Source organism: Kitasatospora sp. NPDC056181 (assembly GCF_042266225.1).
In the GTDB taxonomy this organism is placed as follows: domain Bacteria; phylum Actinomycetota; class Actinomycetes; order Streptomycetales; family Streptomycetaceae; genus Kitasatospora.
The window spans coordinates 60707-75456 of sequence record NZ_JBHJUK010000017.1 but is presented as its reverse complement, the minus strand read 5'-3'; the positions used below and the strand labels follow the sequence as shown (position 1 = coordinate 75456).

19 protein-coding genes are annotated in these 14750 nt (G+C 70.9%); 9 read left to right on the top strand and 10 right to left on the bottom strand.

Annotated features, from left to right (window positions below):
* Positions 1-98 precede the first annotated feature (98 nt).
* Positions 99-578, bottom strand: coding sequence for a hypothetical protein (locus ACFC1F_RS10115; protein ID WP_376156969.1), 480 nt, complete (start codon positions 576-578; stop codon positions 99-101).
* A gap of 272 nt (positions 579-850) precedes the next feature.
* Complete coding sequence (locus ACFC1F_RS10110; RefSeq protein WP_376156968.1) at positions 851-1234, bottom strand: 4-oxalocrotonate tautomerase family protein; 384 nt, start codon at positions 1232-1234, stop codon at positions 851-853.
* A gap of 97 nt (positions 1235-1331) precedes the next feature.
* Here ACFC1F_RS10110 and ACFC1F_RS10105 point away from each other — a divergent pair, with 97 nt between their 5' ends.
* On the top strand, positions 1332-1856 hold the full coding sequence (locus ACFC1F_RS10105) for a MarR family transcriptional regulator (RefSeq protein ID WP_376156966.1): 525 nt from the start codon (positions 1332-1334) through the stop codon (positions 1854-1856).
* Positions 1857-1880: 24 nt separating this feature from the next.
* Here the strand turns inward: ACFC1F_RS10105 and ACFC1F_RS10100 are convergent, their stop codons facing one another.
* Complete coding sequence (locus ACFC1F_RS10100) at positions 1881-2438, bottom strand: DUF1707 domain-containing protein (RefSeq protein WP_376156964.1); 558 nt, start codon at positions 2436-2438, stop codon at positions 1881-1883.
* An 828-nt stretch (positions 2439-3266) separates the two neighbouring features.
* Between ACFC1F_RS10100 and ACFC1F_RS10095 the strand changes: the two genes are divergently transcribed.
* Entirely contained in the window at positions 3267-5387 is a 2121-nt protein-coding gene (locus ACFC1F_RS10095) for a transglycosylase domain-containing protein (protein ID WP_376156962.1), read from the top strand.
* A gap of 150 nt (positions 5388-5537) precedes the next feature.
* On the opposite strand, the gene fdxA is transcribed toward ACFC1F_RS10095, so the two are convergent.
* Positions 5538-5861 (bottom strand): ferredoxin, encoded by a 324-nt coding sequence (gene fdxA, locus ACFC1F_RS10090; protein WP_209412038.1) that lies wholly within the window; start codon positions 5859-5861, stop codon positions 5538-5540.
* 95 nt (positions 5862-5956) lie between these two features.
* Here fdxA and soxR point away from each other — a divergent pair, with 95 nt between their 5' ends.
* A complete protein-coding gene (soxR, locus tag ACFC1F_RS10085) occupies positions 5957-6421 on the top strand; it encodes a redox-sensitive transcriptional activator SoxR (RefSeq protein WP_209412039.1) in 465 nt (154 codons plus the stop codon).
* A gap of 49 nt (positions 6422-6470) precedes the next feature.
* Here soxR and ACFC1F_RS10080 read toward each other — a convergent pair whose 3' ends face one another.
* Entirely contained in the window at positions 6471-7220 is a 750-nt protein-coding gene (locus tag ACFC1F_RS10080; RefSeq protein ID WP_376156960.1) for a class I SAM-dependent methyltransferase, read from the bottom strand.
* A 435-nt stretch (positions 7221-7655) separates the two neighbouring features.
* Here ACFC1F_RS10080 and ACFC1F_RS10075 point away from each other — a divergent pair, with 435 nt between their 5' ends.
* The gene (locus ACFC1F_RS10075) at positions 7656-8855 is read left to right on the top strand and encodes a serine hydrolase domain-containing protein (protein WP_376156958.1); all 1200 of its coding nucleotides are present in this window, start codon (positions 7656-7658) and stop codon (positions 8853-8855) included.
* Between the two features lie 91 nt (positions 8856-8946).
* Here ACFC1F_RS10075 and ACFC1F_RS10070 read toward each other — a convergent pair whose 3' ends face one another.
* From ACFC1F_RS10070 to ACFC1F_RS10060, 3 genes are read right to left on the bottom strand one after another with little or no spacing between them, the layout of a single operon-like run.
* Positions 8947-9144, bottom strand: a complete 198-nt coding sequence (locus tag ACFC1F_RS10070; RefSeq protein WP_376156956.1) for a DUF397 domain-containing protein — start codon at positions 9142-9144, stop codon at positions 8947-8949.
* Positions 9145-9166: 22 nt separating this feature from the next.
* Positions 9167-9364, bottom strand: a complete 198-nt coding sequence (locus ACFC1F_RS10065; RefSeq protein WP_376156954.1) for a DUF397 domain-containing protein — start codon at positions 9362-9364, stop codon at positions 9167-9169.
* On the bottom strand, positions 9361-10215 hold the full coding sequence (locus ACFC1F_RS10060) for a helix-turn-helix domain-containing protein (protein ID WP_376156952.1): 855 nt from the start codon (positions 10213-10215) through the stop codon (positions 9361-9363). The genes ACFC1F_RS10065 and ACFC1F_RS10060 overlap by 4 nt, the downstream gene beginning before the upstream one ends.
* 259 nt (positions 10216-10474) lie before the next feature.
* Between ACFC1F_RS10060 and ACFC1F_RS10055 the strand changes: the two genes are divergently transcribed.
* The 4 genes from ACFC1F_RS10055 (at position 10475) to ACFC1F_RS10040 (ending at position 12981) form a co-directional block, all read left to right on the top strand.
* Complete coding sequence (locus ACFC1F_RS10055; RefSeq protein ID WP_376156951.1) at positions 10475-10924, top strand: ATP-binding protein; 450 nt, start codon at positions 10475-10477, stop codon at positions 10922-10924.
* A complete protein-coding gene (locus ACFC1F_RS10050; RefSeq protein ID WP_376156949.1) occupies positions 10921-11205 on the top strand; it encodes a hypothetical protein in 285 nt (94 codons plus the stop codon). The genes ACFC1F_RS10055 and ACFC1F_RS10050 overlap by 4 nt, the downstream gene beginning before the upstream one ends.
* Positions 11202-11378 carry a hypothetical protein gene (locus tag ACFC1F_RS10045; protein WP_209412046.1) on the top strand — a complete coding sequence of 59 codons (177 nt, stop codon included), beginning with the start codon at positions 11202-11204 and terminating at the stop codon, positions 11376-11378. The genes ACFC1F_RS10050 and ACFC1F_RS10045 overlap by 4 nt, the downstream gene beginning before the upstream one ends.
* 421 nt (positions 11379-11799) lie before the next feature.
* Entirely contained in the window at positions 11800-12981 is a 1182-nt protein-coding gene (locus ACFC1F_RS10040) for a serine hydrolase domain-containing protein (RefSeq protein ID WP_376156947.1), read from the top strand.
* Between the two features lie 99 nt (positions 12982-13080).
* Here the strand turns inward: ACFC1F_RS10040 and ACFC1F_RS10035 are convergent, their stop codons facing one another.
* Positions 13081-13647 carry a TetR/AcrR family transcriptional regulator gene (locus tag ACFC1F_RS10035; protein WP_376156946.1) on the bottom strand — a complete coding sequence of 189 codons (567 nt, stop codon included), beginning with the start codon at positions 13645-13647 and terminating at the stop codon, positions 13081-13083.
* A gap of 109 nt (positions 13648-13756) precedes the next feature.
* Between ACFC1F_RS10035 and ACFC1F_RS10030 the strand changes: the two genes are divergently transcribed.
* Positions 13757-14197 (top strand): DoxX family protein, encoded by a 441-nt coding sequence (locus ACFC1F_RS10030; RefSeq protein ID WP_376156945.1) that lies wholly within the window; start codon positions 13757-13759, stop codon positions 14195-14197.
* Positions 14198-14267: 70 nt separating this feature from the next.
* Here ACFC1F_RS10030 and ACFC1F_RS10025 read toward each other — a convergent pair whose 3' ends face one another.
* Positions 14268-14750, bottom strand: coding sequence for a hypothetical protein (locus ACFC1F_RS10025; protein ID WP_376156944.1), 483 nt, complete (start codon positions 14748-14750; stop codon positions 14268-14270).

The following is a 14750-nucleotide window of genomic DNA, read 5'->3' as shown; positions in this document are numbered from 1 at the left end:
CGGCGGGTTCTTCTTTGTGGGGGGGCGGGTGCGGCCGGCGCGCCCCCCCCCCCGGGCCGCCCCCGCGGGCCCCCCACGGCTGTTCCGGGGACTTCCGCTCAGGCCGCGGTGGCCTTCCCGGCGGCGACCAGCGCGCGGAGCGAGGTGCGCTGGGCGTAGGCCATCAGCGTGATGGTCAGGGCGGCCATCACGACCGCGAAGGCGACGTGGCCGAGGGTGGAGGTGACTCCGAAGCCGATCGCGCCCAGGGCCACGTGGCTGCCGATGCGCAGGCCGAGCAGGGCGAGGGCGATGTTGCGGGTGCTCTTGCCGCGCCACAGCAGCGCCGCGAGCTTCAGTCGCGGGCGCAGCACGGTGAGGGAGACCGCGATGTTGGCGGCGATCAGTGCGACCAGGGCGGGCCAGGCCGCGGGGAAGGCGTGCAGCAGGTCGAAGGCGCCGGCGATGCCACCTTCGAAGCCGAAGTACCAGGTGGGGAGGCGCAGTTCCGCGACGGTGGGCACCGGCTTGGCGGCCTCGCCGGCAATGGTGGCAGTGGTGGTGGCGGTGGCTTCGGTCTCAGTGGCCGCGCTGCTCATGGTGTCCCCCGGTTCGGTCCTCGTCCGGCCCTCGCCGGCGAGTACGACTATGCCGGTAGGCCGGTTGCCGCCGGAAGGATCCAACCTCACGTCTACCGTATGACGACTGTCATATGACGAGGCCGCACGTCGGATGGCCACCCGTCGGATGGTCGCCCGGCGGATGGCCACCCCGCCGGCGTGGCCATCCGACGGCGGTGCCACCGCGCCGACGGGGCCATCCCGTCGGCGAGGCGGCGCCGCCACGCCACCGCGCCGCCGCACCGCGGGCGTCAGGCCACCTGCCCGCCCACGCCGCTGCGGCCGGCCGGGACGCCCTCGATGGTGACGACGGTCCGGCCTCGGGCCTCCTCGCCGAGGACGGCGGCGAGGGCGTCGGTGGTGGCGGCGATCAGTCGGGCCGGCGCGTCCGGCACCTGGTCGAGGTGGTAGGCGGCCTCCCTCATGCTGAGGGTGACCTGCGGGGCATCGTCAGTCGTCGGTACGCCGCCGACGCCCCGGCGGTGCTGCGGGACGCCGATCAGCTCGACCCCGACGATCGGCCGGACGCCCTCGCCGAACACGCTGACGATCGCGTCGGTGAGGGCGCGGATGAGCCGGGGTTCGACGGTCCCGTCGAGGGCTTCCTCGCGGATGTGCAGGCTGTAGTGCGGCATGGTGGAGCTCCGTTCGGCTCGTTCGTACCATGGGCGTGCAGTTCGCTTTGCACGTAAAACATCTTTGAGTTCAAAGGTAACTGGAGAGGGGTGTGCGATGTCAACGCCGCAGGCGGGCGACGAGGGCACCGACGGCGGCGGCGCCGACGACGCGGTCCGTGCGCTGCTGTTGCTCATGCCGCGGATGGTCGGCAGGGTGAAGAAGATCCCGCCGCCCGAGGCGCTGCGCTCCTTCGCCCTCGCCCCCCGGCACCTGTCGCTGCTCTCCTACCTGCTCCTCGACGGCCCGCTCACCGTCAACGAGCTGGCCGCCCGCCTGGAGGTCGCGCCGACCACGGTGAGCCTGATGGTCGGCGAACTGAGCCGTCAGGGCATCCTGGAGCGCCGCGAGGACGAGGCCGACCGGCGGCGGAGGATCGTCGCCATCGCCCCCGACCAGCAGCCCGCCATCGCCGGCTGGCTCGCCCCGGGGGCGGCGGCCTGGCGCAAGGCGCTGGCGCCGCTGACCCCGGAGCAGCGGCGGATGTTCGTGGACACGCTGCGCGCGTACGAGGCGGCGGTCACGGGGGAGTCGGGTACCGGGAAGTCGGGTACGGGGAAGTCGGGCGCGGGCGGGCGCTGAGGCCCGTTGCGGACGGCCGGGGGTTCAGCGTCGCGCGTGACGGATCTTCAGCCGTCCCATCCCCACGGCCCGGGAGATCCGGATCCTCGGGCTACCGGGCCGGGAGTGCCGACCGGCCCGGTAGCGCCGCCCGGCCCGGTAGCGCGGGGCCTTCCACCCGGCTTTCAGCTCCTCGACGTCGACGACCGCGTCACGGGGAACCGTGATCCTGGCGCTGCCGGTGCCGAGGTGCAGCTCGATGTCGACGACCGGGGGCTCGACGACCGCCCGGGAGAGGTTCAGGCGCACCCGTCCGAACGCGGACTCGACCTTGAGGACGCGCGGCACCCGCCACGCCCTGCGCCGCCGGATCCGCCCGGCGGGAGCGATCGTCGACGTGGTGCCCGGACTCCCCTGCGGGAGCGAGGCCGGCACCGACGCGAGCTCGCCGTGCGTCCCGGCGGTGAGCAGCTGGTCCAGGCGCTCGTCCATCTCCCGGTGCGAGATGTGCCCTTCGGCGTACGCCTCCTGCAGGCGCCGTACGGCCGTGTCGCGGTCGTGTTCGCTGATCGGTGGCGGCGGGCCGTACGGCGGAGGGGTCACCTTCCCCACTCCCACCCGGGATCGGCGGGGTGAGGGCGCCAAAGTCCTTGACGGGAAAGGGAATCGGAGGGGCGGCCGGCGGCTCGGCACCGTGCTGCCGCGGCATCGTGGCATCGAGGCGCGGGCGCGTGGATGCCGGCCGTCACCGCCCCGGAGGAACGGGAACGCGTGCCGCGCCCGACCGCACCACGGGCGGTCCGTGGTCCCGGCAACCGACTGCGGGGGCGGAAGGACCGAAGTGGGCTGCCTTTCTGAGGGACCGTCGATCCGCACCCGAACATCGCCCGCCGGCGTCCACGGTGGAACCCGCTCCACCGCCGCGCGACCCGGACGGAGCGGGCTGCGGAGCCTGCCAGGCGCTGTGCAACATAACGCCCCGCTCGCGGCGTCTTAGTGATGTCAGGGTTCGTCGGACCGGGAGGGCGCGACACGCGGGGTGCGACACGCGAAGTCACGGTTGTACGGGTGCGGATCGGGTGTCGGCACGCGCCTGCGGGCGGGTGGCGGTCCTCCGGTACGGATTCGTTCGGTCCGTGCCGTCGGCGGGGGGGGGCTTGGTGAATTCCGAGGACTCCGTATTTCCTCCTGCCGTTTTGGAAAGTGTACGAAGGAGCCAGAGGGAGCTTGACGTGGGTGGCCCCAGGCCTTTGTTGCACGGCCGTGACAGATTGCACGAGAAATCGTTCGATTCATGGGACGGCGGGGGCTTAGCATCCCGATATGACCTCGAATACCCCGCCGATATCGAATTCACCAGACGGTGAAGAAGCCCCTCCGGCCCGGAGGTCGCCGCTTCGGCTGGTCCGCCACGGCGGGACCTTCCTGCTCGTGAGCGTGCTCTCCGGTGGGCTGCTGGCGGGCTTGGCCCTGCCCGCCGTCGGCGCGCTCGGGCTGACGGCCAAGAACACGGCGGAGAGCTTCGAGGACATCCCGGACGACTTCAAGACCCCGCCGCTGACCCAGGCCACCCAGATCTTCGACGCCAAGGGCGGCCTGATCGCCAAGGTCTACGAGCGCGACCGCACCGTCCTGGCCGCCGACCAGATGTCGCCGTTCATGCGGCAGGCGCAGGTCGACATCGAGGACGCCCGCTTCTACGAGCACGGCGCCGTCGACCTCAAGGGCGTGCTCCGCGCGGTCGGCAAGAACGCGGAGAGCGGCACCGCCTCCCAGGGCGCTTCGACGCTGACCCAGCAGTACGTGAAGAACGTCAACGTGGAGCAGGCCGGCGACGACCAGGCCGCCGTCCGGGAGGCCCAGCGCAAGACCCTGGGCCGCAAGATCCAGGAGCTGAAGGTCGCGATCAAGCTGGAGGAGGACCTGACGAAGGAGCAGATCCTCACCAACTACCTGAACATCACCTTCTACGGCCACCAGGCCTACGGGGTCGAGGCCGCCTCCCAGCGGTACTTCAGCAAGAGCAACAAGGACCTCACCGTCGCCGAGGCCGCCACGCTGGCCGGCATGGTGCAGAACCCCTCGTCGTTCGACCCGGTGCGCTACCCGGAGAACACGGTCAAGCGCCGCAACGTGGTGCTCGACAAGATGGTCGAGAACAAGCACATCACCGCGGACCAGGCCAAGGAGGCCAAGGCCGCCCCGCTGGGCCTGAAGTTCAAGGACCCGCAGAACGGCTGCATCACCGCGAGGGCGGGCATGGGCTTCTTCTGCGTCTACGTGCGCGAGGTGGTCAAGCAGGACCCGGTCTTCGGCAAGTCCGCCGCCGAGCGGAAGAAGTTCTGGGACCAGGGCGGCCTGAACATCTACACCACCCTCGACCCGGACAAGCAGGCCGCCGCGCAGGACGCGGTGAGCGGCAACGTGCGGGTCACCGACAGCGTCTCGGCCGCCGCCACCATGGTCGAGCCCGGATCCGGCAAGATCCTGGCGATGGCCCAGACCCGCCCGTACGGCCTGGTGAAGGAGAAGAACCAGACCGTCGTCAACCTCAACGTCGACGCGTCGATGGGCGGCGGCAACGGCTTCCAGCCCGGCTCCACGTTCAAGCCGGTCGTCGCGGCGGCGGCGCTGGAGGCGGGCCTGCCGCCGACCCAGGAGTACTCGTCCCCGAACAGGCTCGAGTACCCGACCATGAAGATGTGCGAGGGGACCTGGAAGAACACCGGCCGCCCCAAGACGGTGGTGCCCAACGAGTCCGCGAGCGAGAAGGGCCCCTACCAGCTGAAGCAGGCGATGGCCCTGTCGGTGAACACCTACTTCGTGCAGATGGAGGAGGAGATCGGCCTCTGCCCGGTCAAGCAGATGGCCAACAAGCTCGGCATCACCGCCAAGGCCAGCGGCAAGCCCCTGGAGGAGGTCCCCGCGATGGCCCTGGGAGTTGAGGAGGTGAGCCCGTTGACCATGGCCAACGTCTACGCGACCTTCGCCGCCGAGGGCAAGTACTGCACCCCGAAGGCCATCACCAAGATCACCACGGTGGACGGCAAGGACGTCCCCGCCCCGGCCGGCCAGTGCACGCAGGTGTTCTCCGAGGACACGGCCCGGGCGCTGAACACCATCCTGAACGGCGTGACCGAGAACAACGGGACCGGCGCGGCGCTCAACCTGGAGGGCAACCGGCAGATCGCCGGCAAGACCGGCACCTCGGACCACAAGAAGGCCGCCTGGTTCAGCGGCTACACCCCGCAGCTCGCCACCTCCGTCTGGCTCGGCGGCCCCAACGGCGGCGTCGAGATGCGGAACATCACCATCAACGGGAAGTACCACACCGAGGTGTTCGGCGCCGACGGCCCCGGTCCGATCTGGCGCGACGCGATGAACCAGGCCCTGCGGGGCGCGCCCAAGCAGTCCCTGAAGATGGCCGACATCCCCGACCCGGCCCCCAAGCCCGACCCGACCCAGACCGCGACCGGCAGCCCGAACGCGCCGGCCACCACCCCGCCGGCCACCACCCCGCCGGCCACCACCCAGCCCGGCCCGCGCCGCTGACACCGGCGCGGGCGGGACGGGCGCGTCGTGGGACCGGGGGTGAGGTCCGGGCCCCCGGGTTCCGGACCCCGCCGGCCCCGGCCTCCGGACCCCGCCGGGCGCCGGCCGGCGGGGTCCGGACACGAGGGCCCGGCATCCCGGTGGGTCAGGTCAGGCGGGATCCTGGACCGGCAGCGCCGCCACCATCGGATGGTCCTTCTCGATCAGGCCGAGCCTCGCGCTGCCGCCCGGGGAGCCGAGGTCGGTGAAAAACTCGGCGTTCGCCGTGTTGAACGCCTGCCACGGCTCTGGGGTGTCGTCCTCGAAGTAGATCGCCTCGACCGGGCAGACCGGTTCGCAGGCGCCGCAGTCGATGCACTCGTCGGGTTGGACGTAGAGCATCCGCTCCCCCTCGTAGATGCAGTCGACGGGGCACTCGTCCAGGCACGCCTTGTCCTTGACGTCCACACAGGGCAGGGCGATCACAAACGTCATCGGGCTGCCGTCCTCTCCGGGTCGGTGCTGCTTGCCGCTCTGGCGCAGCCGACCGTAGGGCCTCAAGTAAACTTGAGGTCAAGAGGAGGCTGTGCATGACGACCCATCGGCCCGGCGGTTCAGGGGCGGCCCCGGACGACTGGCTGGGCATCGGCGAGGTCAGCGCGCGGACCGGGGCGGCGGTGTCCGCCCTGCGGTTCTACGAGGAGCTCGGTCTGATCTCGTCCGAACGCGACGAGCGCAACCAGCGCCGCTACCCACGGCACATGCTGCGCCGGGTCGCCCTGGTCTCGGTGGCGAAACGGATCGGCATCCCGCTGCAGGACCTCCGGGAGGCGTTCGCCGACGTGCCGCTCGACCGGCCGCCGAGCCACCACGAGTGGCAGCGCGCCTCGCGCGGCTGGAAGCGCCGTCTGGAGGAGCGCCGACAGACCATCGAACGGCTTGAGGCCGAACTCACGGGGTGCATCGGCTGCGGCTGCCTCTCGATGAAGGCCTGTGCCCTGCTGAACCCCGGCGACGAACTCGGCGAGGACGGCGTCGGACCCCGACGCCTCTGAGCGATTCCGGAGCCGGCCCTCGCTTGAGGAGCCCGCCGGTCCGGCGTGATCAGAAGGAGAGGGGCCGGCCGGCGGCCGGGCGCCGGAACAGGGCGGTGAGGAGGACCGGGATGCCGAAGAGCGGCGAGCCGGCCGGCTGGGGCTCCATCGGGCGGATCTCGATCTCGGTGAAGTCGGAGAAGAGATGGCGGAGTTCGTCCGGCGTGTAGGCGAGTCCGCCCTCCAGCCGGCCGTTGCGATACAGCTCCTCGTCGGGCAGTTCGCAGCCCATCGCCCCGGCGGCGAAGGCGTTCACGACGAGGTGGCCGCCGGGCGCGAGGACGCGGTCGAGGAGCGCGAGGTAGCTGACCCGGCGGTGCGGCGGGAGGTGGTGCAGGCAGCCCGAGTCGTACACCAGGTCGTACTGCTGGTGCGGGAGTTCGACGTCGAAGATGTTCCCGCAGTGGAACCGGACGTTGGCGCCGGCCTCGGCGGCCCGCTCCCGCGCCCAGGCGACCGCGGTCGGGGAGAGGTCGACGGCGTCCACCTCGAAGCCCAGCGAGGCGAGGTGGACGGCGTTGCGCCCCGGCCCGGTCCCGAGGTCCAGCGCGCGGCCGAGGGCGGCGAGCAGGCCGCGGTCGAGGTAGGAGACGAGGTTCTCGTCGGGCTTCGGGACGAAGAACGGGCGGTCGGCGGTGCGGTCCGAGTAGAAGGCGTCCCACCAGTCGGAGGCGCCGTCGGTCCAGCGGTCGGCCTCGGGGAGGAAGAGCCGGTCCAGCAGGCGCAGGACGTCTTCGGTGGTACGGATGTCGCGATGCATTCACAGCCCCCTGTACGGGCGGACGTCGTCCCGTCCGCTGCTGTGAATTTTAGTGCCGGGAGAGTGGGAAATCCCTGGTCAGAGATGGTGCGACGGCTCCCCCTGCCGCCCGGCTGGGCCCCTTCCGCGGCCCGGGAACCCCATCCCCCGCAGGCCCCCCTGCGAGTCCGGCCGGACCGCCTCGGGAGGGCGTCACGGGCCCTTCCCGGGCGTCGGCCGCCCCTGCGCTTCCGGGGGTCCGGATAACGCTTTCGCCACGGTCGGGGGGTGCCTCCGGGATCGCCTCCGGGGTGCCTCCGTGGGTGCCGGCCGGGTGGGCCCGCGGGGTGCCGAACGGGTGGACACGCGGACGGACGACCGGGCCGGGAGCCTTCGGCACGGGCCCGGGATGGTGACCTTGCCGCCTGAGCCCTGACCTGGAAGAGGCGCCCCGAGATGAGACGTACCCCCGCCCGCCGTGTGTTCGCCGCAGCGCTGCTCGTGGCGGCCGTGCTGTTCCCGACGACGGCGACGCCCGCCACGGCCGCCCACGGCGCCGCGTCCGACCGGTACGAGCAGGACGGGTACCCGACGGACGGTCTCGGGCCCGAGCTGACCGCCCGGCTGGACAAGGCCGTCGAGGACGTCCGCCGGCAGGCCGGCATTCCCGGCGTCATCGCCGGACTCTGGATGCCGGGCCAGGGGAGCTACGTCCGCGCGACCGGGGTCGCCGACACCACCACCCGCAGGCCGATGAGTACCGACCTCTTCATGCGGATCGGCAGCGAGACCAAGACCTTCACGGTCACCGCGCTGCTGGAGCTCGTCGACGAGGGCCGGATCGGGCTGGACGACCCGATCTCGGCCTACGTCGACTGCGTGCCCGACGGTGAGCGGATCACGCTGCGCCAGCTCGCCGAGATGCGCAGCGGCCTCTTCCCGTACACAGCCGACCCGGACTTCATCCGGACGCTGGAGGGCGACCCGGGCCGCACCTTCACACCACAGGAGCTCCTCGCGTACGGCTTCAAGCACGACAACACGGCAAAGCCCGGTGAGACGTTCCAGTACTCGAACACCAACCTGATCCTGCTCGGCCTGGTGGTCGAGAAGATCGGCGGCCACCCCCTCGCCGACTTCATCCACCAGCGGGTGCTCCGCCCCGCCCACCTGCGCAACACGCTGTTCCCGGCGGGCTCCGAGTTCCCCGAGCCGCACGCACGCGGCTACACGAACCAGACGCCGAGCGGCGAGATCGGCGACTCCACGGACTGGAACCAGAGTTGGGCCTGGGCAGCAGGGGCGATGATCTCGGACCTGCACGACCTGCGCCGCTGGGCGGAGGTCGTCGCCACGGGAAGGCTGCTCAGCCCGCAGACGCAGGCGGAGCGGCTCAAGACCCTGCCGACCGGCTTCCCGGGGACCAGCTACGGCCTCGGCATCTTCGAGACCGGCGGCTGGATCGGGCACAACGGATCGACACCGGGCTACGAGAGCGTGACTGTCTACCTGCCGTCGCGGAAGGCCACCCTGGTGCTCCTGATCAACACGGACGTCTCGTACCAGGGGCAGGAGCCGAGCACGCTGCTCGCACGGGCGATCACCGAGATCGTGACCCCGGACAACGTCTACGACCGCGCGGTCCCCCCGCGGTAGGGGAGTGGGGGAGTAGGGGAGTGGGGGAGAGCAGGAGGGGCAGGCTCGGGCGCGTCCACGCCCGGGCCTGCCCCTCTGCGGCTCCGGTGGGTCAGAGCTCTCCGGCGTGGATGGCGGTGATGAAGGATCGCCAGGCGTCGGCCGTGAAGGTGAGCGCAGGCCCGTGGGGGTCCTTGCTGTCCCGGACGGGAACGGTGTTGGGAACGCCGTCGGCGACCTCGATGCAATCGCCACCCTCGCCGCCGCTGTAGCTGCTCTTGCGCCAGGCCAGGTCAGTTGTCACAGTCATGCCCCTCCTTGACTCCGGTGAGTCAGAGTTCGCCGGCGTGGATGGCGGTGATGAAGGCGCGCCAGGCGTCGGCGGTGAAGGTGAGCGCCGGCCCATGGGGGTCCTTGCTGTCCCGCACGGGCATGAGTCCGTGAAATCCGTCAGCGACCTCGATGCAGTCGCCTTCGCCATTGCTGTAGGTGCTCTTGCGCCACTTGGCGCCTTGGAGGTCGTGCTTCATTCGCTGTGCTCCTCTGCGACTTTTCTCAACCAGGAGATGGACTTCTCGGGTTGGACCGATGCCGCCATGAGGCGAAGGAATGCATCCTCGTGGCGGGCGACCTCAGCTGGGCGCTCCGTGTAGATGCTGCTGGTTGTTGCCTCGGAGTAGGCCACGCTGCCTGGGATGTCGCTGAATGACAGCACCGAGAAGGATGCTCCCATGGCAGCATGCGCCCCAGCTGAGAACGGGAGGACCTGGATGGTGACGTTAGGTCGCTCGTCGGCCATGTCGGCCAGGTGATTCAGCTGCTCGGCCATTGCGGGACCGTCGCCTACGGGGCGTCGTATCACCGCCTCGCCGATGATGGCCCAGAGCTGGGGCGGGTCATGTCGGTCGAGGATTTGTTGACGTGCCATTCGGAGTGCCACTCGGCGTTCGACATCCTCCGTGGACTCCGTCGGTTTCATCGCCCGAATGACGTGTCGGGCGTACTTCTCGGTCTGGAGAAGCCCCGGAACCAGCTCGCACTGATAGGTGACGATCTTCGTGGCGTCGGATTCGAAGCCCACGTAGGCGCGAAACCATTCGGGTAGGGCATCGCCGTAGGCGTGCCACCAACCCTGCTGTCGACTCTGCCGGGTGAGGCTGAGGAAGTGCTTCACCTCTTCGGGTGAGCTGACGCCGTAGTGAGCGAGCAGCTTGGCCGCATCCCGTTCTTGCAGGGGAACTTGCCCGCTCTCGATCCTGCTCAGCTTCGAAGCGGACCAACCGAGCGCAGCGGCCACATCCTTGGCGTTCATCTCGCGCGAGGCGCGCAACTTGCCAAGTTCGCCGCCGAGCCTACGCCGCAGCACGGTCGGACTGCCCACTCGTCACACTCCCTGCCTGGTTGGTTCCGTGCATAGTCTGCCACCCCCTTCTGGGGCTCAACCATCCTTCATGATCGCGCAATTGCTTGGCGGAAGCGGTTGCATGCAATCGCCCCGAGAGGGCACTCTACAGGGAGTAACTCGACGGTTCGTCTGAGTGATCAAGGCGGCTGGTCGCCGGGCATTCCTTTGCCCTCCGCTGCCCGCCTCTCCTCTCCAACTCGCCATCACCTCACTGCGCCTGGAAGGTGGCTCCCCCATGTGCGAAATCGCTGACCTGACCCCTGTCCCCGCCGCCCGGACCGACTGCTGGCTGCCGCGCAGCCGGCGATCGCCCGCCGAGGCCCGCCGGCAGCTCGAACGGCTGCTCGCGCGCGTCCCCGATGGCCAACGCTTCGCCGACGTCGGGCTGTTGCTGGTCTCCGAGCTCGTGACCAACGCCGTCGTGCACGGCACGCCCCTCGGTCGCAGGGTGCTCCTCGTCCTCGACCTCGACCCCTCCCGGCTCCGGATCGAGGTCCACGACGCGCGGACGGACCGCGGGCCCGTTCTCCGCCCGGTCGACGCGGACGACGAGTCCGGGCGGGGGCTCATCCTCGTCAAGTCCCTGGCCAGCCGCTGGGGTTGCTGCCCGCGGGTGGGCGTCGGCAAGATCATCTGGGCCGAGATCGCCCCCGCTGCCACCCCCCTCGCGGAGCGTGTCGCATGAGGGAGGCCCGTCTCGTCACGGCCGAGATCACCGGGATCATGCCGCCGACGACCTATCCGCTCCTCCCCGAGGCTCTGGACTCGCTCTGGTCCGCCCTCCGGTTCCACCCGCTCCGCAGACCGCAGTGGGCGTGGTTCGAGCGCTACCTCACCGGCCCCTGTGCCGAGCGCGTCGTCGCCGAACACCTCAACTACACCGGGCCGTTGTGCCTCCCGGTCGTCCTCCCCGGGGGCGTCCAGCACCTTCGCATCCACTGGACCGAGACGGAGGCCGGCCGATGATCCAGCGCATCTGCCCCTGGTGGTTCTTGCACTGCTCCCGTGCCCCCGTCGCGCGCCTCCTGCGTGCCGAACGCCGGCGCCTCGACGCCGAGTTGTCCCGTGTCTTCCCGGCCGCGTCCGCCCGCATCCGGGAACGTGTCCTGGCCTCGCTCGCCTCGCAGCACCCACGCTGACGACGCTGCGCTCACCCCGGAGCAGGAAGTCGGCCCCGTCGACTTCCTGCTCCGCCACCCGCAGACCCTCCAGGGCGCCAGTGGGCACGGGTTCGCGTGATCAATGAGTTCCTTGCGCCCGGTCGTCGAACAGCCGGCCGCCGGCCTCACGACAACGGACGGGCTTCGTACGGGCTCGCCATCGATGCCTTGCCGCCTTTCTGCAGTTCCCCGGGCCGGCGCGACCCGATGGGCTCTGCCCGAGCCTCGGCAACGTTGGTCAGGACCACGCCGTGCACGGACTCGGCGAGCAACGGGGCGGGGTGGGGGTGTGGGAAACCGCCGTATCGACTTGGGTGTCAGCACGGTGGGCTGCTGCTGCGGTGGCCCGGCACGCTGGGGCAGGAAGAGCGCAGGCAGGCAACAGGAACAGGAGTGATCGGTGAAGGCACGTGCGGGGGCCGCAGCACTGTGGGTGGGGATTTGCGCGGTGGCGGTATCGGGGATCTTCCCTGCGGCTGCGGCTGCGGCTGCGGCGGAGCGGGCGCCGGCCTCGCCGCCCGCCGGCCTCAAGGCGGCCGTCGAGCAGACGGTCGCGGACGGATTCCCGGCTGCCGTGGCGTATGCCAGGAACGGAGCGCGGGAGTCACGGATGGCGGCGGGGCTCGCGGACACGGCGACCGGCGAGCGAGCCCGGCCGGACCAGCGGTTCCGGATCGCCAGCAACACCAAGTCGTTCGTGTCGACGGTGCTTCTGCAACTGGAGGGCGAAGGGCGGCTCTCGCTCGACGACAGCGTGGAGAAGTGGCTGCCCGGAGTGGTCCGGGGCAGCGGCAACGACGGCGGGGCCATCACCGTCCGGCAGCTGCTCAACCACACCTCGGGCATCTACGACCCCACCAACGAGCCGGAGTTCTTCGCCCCCTACCTGGAGCGCCACGACTGGAGCCACGTCTACACCCCTCGGGAGGTGATCGCCCGCGCCGTCCGGCACGAGCCGCTGTTCGCGCCCGGCGGCGGGTGGTCGTACTCCAACACCAACTACCTGCTCGCCGGGCTGGTGATCGAGGCGGTCACACATCGAAGCGCGTCCTCCGAGATCCATCGGCGGATCCTCGCCCCGCTCGGTCTGGACGACACCTCCTTCCCGCTGACCGATCCGACCGTTCACGGCCCTCATCTGCACGGGTACGACCTCAAGGGACGCGATGTGACCCGGTTCAGCCCGTCGTACGACTGGACCGCCGGCGCCATGATCTCGACCGTCGACGACCTGGCCCGTTTCCACCGGGCCCTGTTCACCGGCAAGCTGCTGCGCCCCGCCCAGCAGCGCGAACTCCTGACCACGGTGGAGTTCCCCGACGAGCCGGCGTACGGACTCGGCGTGCAGCGCGAGGAGGTGACATGCGGCTCGGGGGCGGACGCCAGGCCGGTCGGTGTCTGGTCGACCGACGGCGCCGGGCCCGGCTACACCAGTATGTCCCTCACAACCGCCGACGGTGAGCGCCAACTGGTCTTCGCCGTCAACGTCTACGACCTCGGCGCAGAGCTGAGGAAGGAGAGGCCCGTCCCGTCTCGCAGTGAGGGGCTGTTGAAGGCGCAGACGGCGGCCCTGTGCGACTGAGGCACTGTCACGGCCTCTGCGCTCATGAAGGGCACCGGCCGCCCCGCCGGCCGGTGCCTCGAACGCCCCGTTCGCCGGTGGCTCCTACGCCGGTGGCTCCTAGTCCCGCTTGAAGAGCAGCCCCAGCACCGAGCGGGCCAACTCCTCCACGTCGCCGTTCTCGCTCTCCGGCAGGGCGCCGCTCAGCCAGAGGCCGGCGAAGCCGTGGGCCAGAGACCATGCCGCGATCGTCGTCGCCCGGTCCGGCTGCTCGCCCGGCGCCAACTTCCGTGCACTCGCGGCCAGTACCGCGCCCGCGCGCTCGCGGGCCGTCGCCATGCCGGGGTCGTCGGCCCGGTACAGCTCCGGCCGGAACATCACCTCGAAGTACGGCCGGTGGTCGACGGCGAAGCGCACGTACGCGACGCCAGCGCCGTACGGATCGCCGGCCGCGCGCTCCAGGCTGTCGGCGAACAGCTCGAAGCCCTCGGCGGCGACCGCCGTCAGTACCCCCGTCTTGTCCCCGAAGTGGTGCGCGGGCGCCGCGTGCGACACCCCCGCACGCCGGGCCAGCTCGCGCAGGCTCCAGCCGGACGGGCCGGACTCGGTGATCGCGGCCAGGGCCGCGTCCAGTACCGCGCGGCGCAGGTTGCCGTGGTGATAGCTCGGCTGGTCACTCTGTCCCACCGCTGCTCTCCAGTCGTTCGAGGTGTCGCTCCAATGTATCTAGGCATTGACAAGATTGCCCGCCTGCCCCAATCTTTCCACTGACAAGATTCCAGGATCGGAGGACGGGATGATCCCGCTCATTGCCCTCGTCGGCGGCTTCGCCGTTCTGCGCCTGCTCGGCCTGCTGGCCCTCGACGGCCTCGACGCCTGGCAGCCCGCCCTGCGCGGCGGCCTCGCGCTGATGTTCGCCACCACCGGCGTTCCGCACTTCGTCGCGTCCTGGCGTCGCGACTTCGTCGCGATGATCCCGCCGGCGCTGCCCCGGCCCGACCTGTTGGTCACCCTCACCGGTGTCCTGGAGCTGGCCAGCGCCGTCGGCCTGATCGTCCCCCCGCTCGCGCCGCTCGCCGCCGCCGGCCTGGCGCTGCTGATGCTCGCGATGTTCCCGGCCAACGTGTACGCGGCCCGCGGCGGACTCACCCTCGCCGGAAAGCCGGTGACGCCGCTGCCCGCCCGCAGCGCCCTTCAGGTGGTCTTCGTCGCGGCCGCCGTCGCCGCGGCGCTCTGAAATACGCGAACGGAGTGGGAAGTCGGCCCGTCCGACTTCCCACTCCGCATGCGTGCCGGCTCCGGTCCTCCTACAGGAGCGCCAGCAGCTGCTTCGTGTGGCCGGGAAGCTCCACGTCGGCCAGGCCGGTGATGAGGTCGCGCAGGGGCATGGGCTGGTCGGCCAGGAGCGCGCCGTTGGACAGGAGCAGGGTGGGCACCCGGATGTCGAGTTCGACCTCGCTCAGCATGGGTCCGCCGAGTGCGCAGAGGGCCTGTCCCTGGAGGCGGACGCGGTCGCGCAGCCCCGCGTTGTCGCCCGCGAGTGCGATGACCCGGTCGATGGTCCAGGTGTCGAGCGCCGCGCGGTTGTCGTACGTGGCGATGGCCCCCGAGGCGACGGAGGAGACGGCGCTGATGGTGGCCGCGCTGACGAGGGAGACATGCGCCAGGATCTGGTCGGCGTTCCACTCGCCGGCCGGCGGGGTGGGGCTCGGTCCGTCGGAGTCGGCCACCGTGGCGGCGGCGTCCAGGAGGGTGCGGTAGGCGTCTCGGAGCGGGGTCGTGTCCAGCAT

What these genes read in the sequence shown, in the direction of transcription:
- ACFC1F_RS10115 (WP_376156969.1), bottom strand. Translation starts at nt 578, where the DNA reads ATGAGCAGCGCGGCCACTGAGACCGAAGCCACCGCCACCACCACTGCC.
- ACFC1F_RS10110 (WP_376156968.1), bottom strand. Translation starts at nt 1,234, where the DNA reads ATGCCGCACTACAGCCTGCACATCCGCGAGGAAGCCCTCGACGGGACC.
- ACFC1F_RS10105 (WP_376156966.1), top strand. Translation starts at nt 1,332, where the DNA reads ATGTCAACGCCGCAGGCGGGCGACGAGGGCACCGACGGCGGCGGCGCC.
- fdxA (WP_209412038.1), bottom strand. Translation starts at nt 5,861, where the DNA reads ATGACGTTTGTGATCGCCCTGCCCTGTGTGGACGTCAAGGACAAGGCG.
- soxR (WP_209412039.1), top strand. Translation starts at nt 5,957, where the DNA reads ATGACGACCCATCGGCCCGGCGGTTCAGGGGCGGCCCCGGACGACTGG.
- ACFC1F_RS10080 (WP_376156960.1), bottom strand. Translation starts at nt 7,220, where the DNA reads ATGCATCGCGACATCCGTACCACCGAAGACGTCCTGCGCCTGCTGGAC.
- ACFC1F_RS10075 (WP_376156958.1), top strand. Translation starts at nt 7,656, where the DNA reads ATGAGACGTACCCCCGCCCGCCGTGTGTTCGCCGCAGCGCTGCTCGTG.
- ACFC1F_RS10070 (WP_376156956.1), bottom strand. Translation starts at nt 9,144, where the DNA reads ATGACTGTGACAACTGACCTGGCCTGGCGCAAGAGCAGCTACAGCGGC.
- ACFC1F_RS10065 (WP_376156954.1), bottom strand. Translation starts at nt 9,364, where the DNA reads ATGAAGCACGACCTCCAAGGCGCCAAGTGGCGCAAGAGCACCTACAGC.
- ACFC1F_RS10055 (WP_376156951.1), top strand. Translation starts at nt 10,475, where the DNA reads ATGTGCGAAATCGCTGACCTGACCCCTGTCCCCGCCGCCCGGACCGAC.
- ACFC1F_RS10050 (WP_376156949.1), top strand. Translation starts at nt 10,921, where the DNA reads ATGAGGGAGGCCCGTCTCGTCACGGCCGAGATCACCGGGATCATGCCG.
- ACFC1F_RS10045 (WP_209412046.1), top strand. Translation starts at nt 11,202, where the DNA reads ATGATCCAGCGCATCTGCCCCTGGTGGTTCTTGCACTGCTCCCGTGCC.
- ACFC1F_RS10030 (WP_376156945.1), top strand. Translation starts at nt 13,757, where the DNA reads ATGATCCCGCTCATTGCCCTCGTCGGCGGCTTCGCCGTTCTGCGCCTG.
- ACFC1F_RS10025 (WP_376156944.1), bottom strand. Translation starts at nt 14,750, where the DNA reads ATGCTGGACACGACCCCGCTCCGAGACGCCTACCGCACCCTCCTGGAC.